This window comes from Flavobacterium sp. FPG59 (genome assembly GCF_002150205.1).
In the GTDB taxonomy this organism is placed as follows: domain Bacteria; phylum Bacteroidota; class Bacteroidia; order Flavobacteriales; family Flavobacteriaceae; genus Flavobacterium.
In genome coordinates, this window is record NZ_MTCA01000209.1 from 1 (window position 1) to 5342 (window position 5342).

Here is a 5342-nt window from a genome sequence, read left to right on the forward strand (position 1 = left end):
GTCTTTGTAAGAGATGATGAAGTATCTCAACGTATAAAAAAAACTATGTTGATGTGTTTTACTTTTTTTAACATAAATTAGTATCTTTGATTAAAATTAGAAATCATGAAAAATAAATCAATAATTTTAGGAGCTTTGTTCGTTTTACTAGGGGTTTCAACCGCTAACGCGCAAATAAATTTTGGTGAAAAAGCTCTTGGAGCTGTTCAAAAAGGGGTAGCAGGCTTCACTTTTAGTGATGCTGATGCAGCTGCATTATCAAAAGCAGCGGTAGATAAAATGGATGCTGAACATGTTATTACAGGAGCTAAAGATCCGTATACTCTTCGTTTAAATAAGCTTTTTGGAAAACATAAGACTACAGAGGGAGTTGCACTAAATTACAAAGTATATAAATTAAACGAAGTAAATGCGTTTGCAACTGCTGATGGGAGTGTTCGCGTCTATTCTGGTTTAATGGATATTATGGATGATAATGAGTTACTTGCCGTAATAGGGCATGAAATAGGTCACGTGGTTAATACTGATTCAAGGGATGCTATTAAGGCTGCTTATAAAAAAGAAGCCGCTTTAGGTTTAATAGCATCTCAATCTGATAAAGTTGCAGCTATAACTGACAGTCAGTTAGCTAAAGTGGGTAGCCAAATGATTGATAGTAAACACAGCAGAAAACAAGAGTCTGAGGCTGATGAATTTTCATATAATTTTATGAAAAACAATGGTTATAATGTTAATGCGGTCTCTTCAGCCTTTGGAATCTTAGCTAAAATGAGCGAAGGAACTCAAGCCTCATTTTTAGAAAAAATGATGAGTTCTCATCCTGACCCACAAGAAAGAGCTGAGAATGCTAAATTAAGAGCTGAAAAGGATGGTTTGTATAAGCCTTATGTGAAGCAAAAGCCAGTTGCAGCAAAAAAAGCACCTGTTAAAAAGAAAAAATAATTTTTTGAAACTGAAAAAGGCAGAACATGAAGTTCTGCCTTTTTTTTATGTTGGTGTTTAGTTCATTTGAACCGTAATTGGTAAGGTATAAGCGGTACGTACTGGTTTGCCGCTAATCATGCCTGGAGTCCACTTGGTTCGTAGAGATTTCAAAACTCTAACTGCTTCTTTTCCTAATCCATGACCAGGATCTCTTCTTACTTGTATGTCAGTCATGCTACCATCTCTTTCTATTACAAAAGAAACAAAGATTTTTACTGTTCCATTGAGTTCAGTTTCTTGTTTTTCAAAATTATTACCTACATACGTGTAAAACTTGTTGATACCTCCTGGAAATTCTGGAAGTTTATCTAGCGCTACACTGTTAATGATGGTGGTTCCAGTGTCAGGAGTTTCCACTGCGTTTTGGACTGTTGTGTTAGGACTAGCATTAACAGCTACAGTTCCCGTACCATCTGATTGCGTTGTATTTACAACTGGTTGATCGGTATTTTTTGCAATATTTTGCTCTGCGTTTTCAGTAGATACAATAATAGGATTAATTAATGCTTTACTTTTTACTGGATTAGCAATACTTTTTGTTTTTAAGGGAGGTAATGCTTTTTTAGGTTGTGTTTTATTTGGATAGACATCGGTTATTTGGACAATTTTATCTGTAAAATCGGGCTCAATAGGAGTAAAGGTTGTCTCAGGATTAAAAATTGAGACTAGTGTAGGAATGCTAATGGCACCCACTAATAATGTTACTCCCATGAAAAGTGCTGTAAGTGACGTTTTTGTGCTCTCTTGACGAAGTTTGTACGCACCATACTCTTTATTTCTGTTTTGAAAAACAAGTTCAATCCAGCCGGTCTCGTAAATGCTTAATTTAGACATAATTTGTGGTTTTTATGGTTAAGTACATTTACATCATAAGCAAGTGTTTTTTTTTATTAATAACGTGTCTATTGTGTTATTATTGTAATTAATTTTTAAAATTTTTAAAAATTGATTGAATTATATTTTAGTATTTAACTAAATTAATTTTAATAAAAGACTGCGCGAAAAAAAAGCGCATCACTGTATCAGGATGCGCTTGTGTTTTTGTAAAAAAGAATTATTTAGAATGCATATTTAAAACCTATTTGTATTTGAAATGGATTGCCAGATAAGGCAGGTAAACCAGCATTGTTTACACGGTAGTTAAACTGTTGTCTAGTACTATCAAAACCTGGAACTGCGGGATTACCGCCTGCTGCGGGTGTTCCTAGTGCATAGAGAGACTGGCTATTCAATGATTTATTAACTCCCCATTCTTTGTTAAGTAAATTAGCAACATTAAAAATATCTACAGTGAATTCTATAAATTGCTTTTTTGGAATACTAATTTTTTTGTTAATTCTAATATCAACAAGACCATAAAACTCATTTATACCACCGTTACGCTCTGCAATTTTACCAGAGTAAGCGTTGATATAATTTTTTAAGCTTGAACTTGCTGCAGGATTGTCTAAAATAGTTTGCAAACCAGTTTTGATATTTTGTGGAACGGTTGGGCTGTTGATGTCAAAAATGTATGCTAAGTCATTTGAAGCAGTTACAAAATCTCCATTTGTATTTCCTCCAGATAATAAACTATATCGTGTACCACCAATTCCAGAATAGCGAACTCCTACACTAAATCCGTAAAAAGTGGGTAATGATCCGTAAAACACCACCTTGTGTCGAAAATGATTATCAGAATATGTCATTTTACTTAAATTTCTAGGATCATCCTCTACTGGTAATACAAGTGTAGCTGTGTTAGCCACATTTCCGTTGAAAGAAGTGTTGTCTTTGGTGTCATTTAGGGTGTAACTAGCCGTAATTTCTCCATCCTTAAAATATTTGTAAGTAGCATCAACAACTAGCGCAAATTGATTTACTTTTCCTTCACTGTTAAGTTCTAAAACTCTCCCTAATCTATTGCTTATTCTACCTTGCATCCAGTCTGCAGCTCCATTTGCAGGTATTGAACTTGCTGGAACAAATACGCCACGATTTCCTTCGTTTGCCAAATTAAAAAACGGATTACTAACCATATTTCTATCTACATACACATAATTATTACGTCCTAGAGTTGCATAACCAGCAATTCCCATTTTTAAATGATCTGTAAAAAAATGTGTGTAAGATACATTAGCTTTATAAACCACAGGTACTTTAGCATCGGTACCAGTATAATTTATAGTTGGTAATTGAAAAGCATCTAGCGTAGGAATGCTAGAAAAGTTGTTTCGGTAACCAGTGAAGTTAGGTACAGGAACATTTGGTGCTCTAACATCTACAGTTGCAGTTTTCTTTCCATCAAAATATAAATTGTTAATGATGGCATAGTTATTTAAATCTGATGCAAAAATCCCTGCTCCTGCGCGTATGTAATCTTTGTGGTTTTCATTTACATCCCATGTGAATTGCACCCTTGGCTGTAAAATAGCCGATTGTAATTTGTTATCGGTTCTAATGCCTAATTCATCAAAAACCATTTGGTTGAAAGTTGCAGTTGGATACTTTGCATAATCAAAACGTAATCCTAAAGTTAGGTCAACACCCAGTGCTACTTTTGTTTGTAATTGTCCATATATTCCAGCATTTAATATATTCGAATTAACAGTAGGATCAGCCACTAATGGTACTTCTCTAAAGTAACGATAAGGAGTGCCATTATCAAAATTTGCTACACTATTAAAGTGGAAACGACCATTTACTTCACTACCATAAACTGATTTGGAATTGGTTTGCATGATGTCAAATCCAAAAGTGTATTTTATTTTATCGGTATTGTAGTATAGATTGTCTACAATTTGAAAAACATTATTGGTGAATTTTTCTTGTGCAAATCGGTGTCCTCCTATTTGAATATTGGTAGTTCTCACAGCACCATTAATTGTGGAGGCTACATTTTCTACAATGGCTCTAGGAATGTTGTAAGCAGGCAATTGATCACCAGGGTTACTGTCTTGAAAAGTGTAAAGATGTTGCACTTTTAATTCGTTTGTGATTTTAGGATTTACAGTTGTTCTCAATGAAGCTAAAATACTGTTATCAATATTATAGTCATCACCAAAAGACTCATATAAATTAATTGCTGTATTGTCTTGCAATCCCAGTTTATTGTCATCAAACGTAAAGTTGTTTCGAATTGTAAGTAGGTTTTTACTATTTAATTGCCAATCCAAACGAGCAAATGCTGCATCCGAATTTCTTTTTTTATCAAATGATCCATATTGAGGTGAACTTGAAACGCCGTATTTATTTCTGGCAATGGTTACAAAATTGTCCAGCGTTGCTTTGGTTACATTAAACCTAAGCTCATCTTCTGGAGATTGAACATCTGCAATAATCAATGGTCTAGAATCTTGTTGATGATCCCATGCTACAAAAAAGTGTAATTTGTCTTTGATAATAGGTCCGCCCAAGGTAAAACCATATTGAGTCGTTGTAAAATCATTTTGACGTCTGTTTCCTCTAATATCATAAGCACTAGAAAGCCAGTCTGCTCTATTGTAAGCAAACATACTTCCAGAAAAATCATTTGTTCCAGACTTAGTAACGGCACTTACAGTTCCACCACCACTACGACCATAACCTACATCATATTGATTTGTTACTACTTTAAATTCTCTTACAGCCTCAATAGAGATGGAGTAGGGTGCGCCACTTCTGCTGGTGGTAGCTCCTGCCGAAGTTGGGTTTTTTGCATTCATACCATCTAATGTATAATTGGTAGACGATGCTAGTTGTCCTGAGATGTTTCCGCCACGTGTTAATGGAGATAAATCCATTAAGTTGGTGAAATTTCTTCCGTTTACGGGTAAAGAATTAATGAGTTTGGCTGTAATTGCAGTTGCCGCACCTAGATTTCCTGTTTTATTTTTTAATCCTCGGCCTACCACTTCTACCACCTCTAGGGTTTGCATATCGGTTTGCATTTCGATGTTAATCGTAATTAAATCACCTTGATTGAGCGTGTATCCAGATCGTTGTTGTTCTCCATATCCAGATGTTTTTACAGTAATAGTGTAAGGACCACCTAGAGGCAATTCTTTAAAAGTATAAACGCCTTTATAGTTAGTAAGTGTAGTAGTTTTAAATCCAGTAGATTCATTTTTCAGGGTAACATTTGCTTCTTTTATAGTCTCATTATTTGTACCTGAAATGGTTCCAGAAATAGAGGCTTGTGTGGTTTGTGCATGACTTGTAGCGCTTATTACGATAATCCACAGCATCGTAAATAAGAACATTTTAATATTTTTCATGAGTTTAGTGTTTAGTTTCATGCTGGCAAAGGAATCTAGAAATAGAAAAAAAGGTGTTACATTAATACTATTAGAAAAATAATTTTTTGTAACCAAAGTTTTGATTTTCGCCCTTTTTTAGTG

Annotated in this window: 3 protein-coding genes; 1 reads left to right on the forward strand and 2 read right to left on the reverse strand. The window is 34.5% G+C overall.

Annotation, left to right across the window (positions count from 1 at the left end; genetic code table 11):
* The first annotated feature begins 105 nt into the window (after positions 1–105).
* A complete protein-coding gene (locus FPG59_RS13500) occupies positions 106–942 on the forward strand; it encodes a M48 family metalloprotease (protein WP_086455111.1) in 837 nt (278 codons plus the stop codon).
* 57 nt (positions 943–999) lie between these two features.
* Here FPG59_RS13500 and FPG59_RS13505 read toward each other — a convergent pair whose 3' ends face one another.
* Both FPG59_RS13505 and FPG59_RS13510 read right to left on the reverse strand, forming a co-directional pair.
* On the reverse strand, positions 1000–1818 hold the full coding sequence (locus tag FPG59_RS13505; protein WP_086455112.1) for an energy transducer TonB: 819 nt from the start codon (positions 1816–1818) through the stop codon (positions 1000–1002).
* A 224-nt stretch (positions 1819–2042) separates the two neighbouring features.
* Positions 2043–5219, reverse strand: coding sequence for a TonB-dependent receptor (locus tag FPG59_RS13510; protein WP_086455113.1), 3177 nt, complete (start codon positions 5217–5219; stop codon positions 2043–2045).
* Positions 5220–5342: the final 123 nt, after the last annotated feature.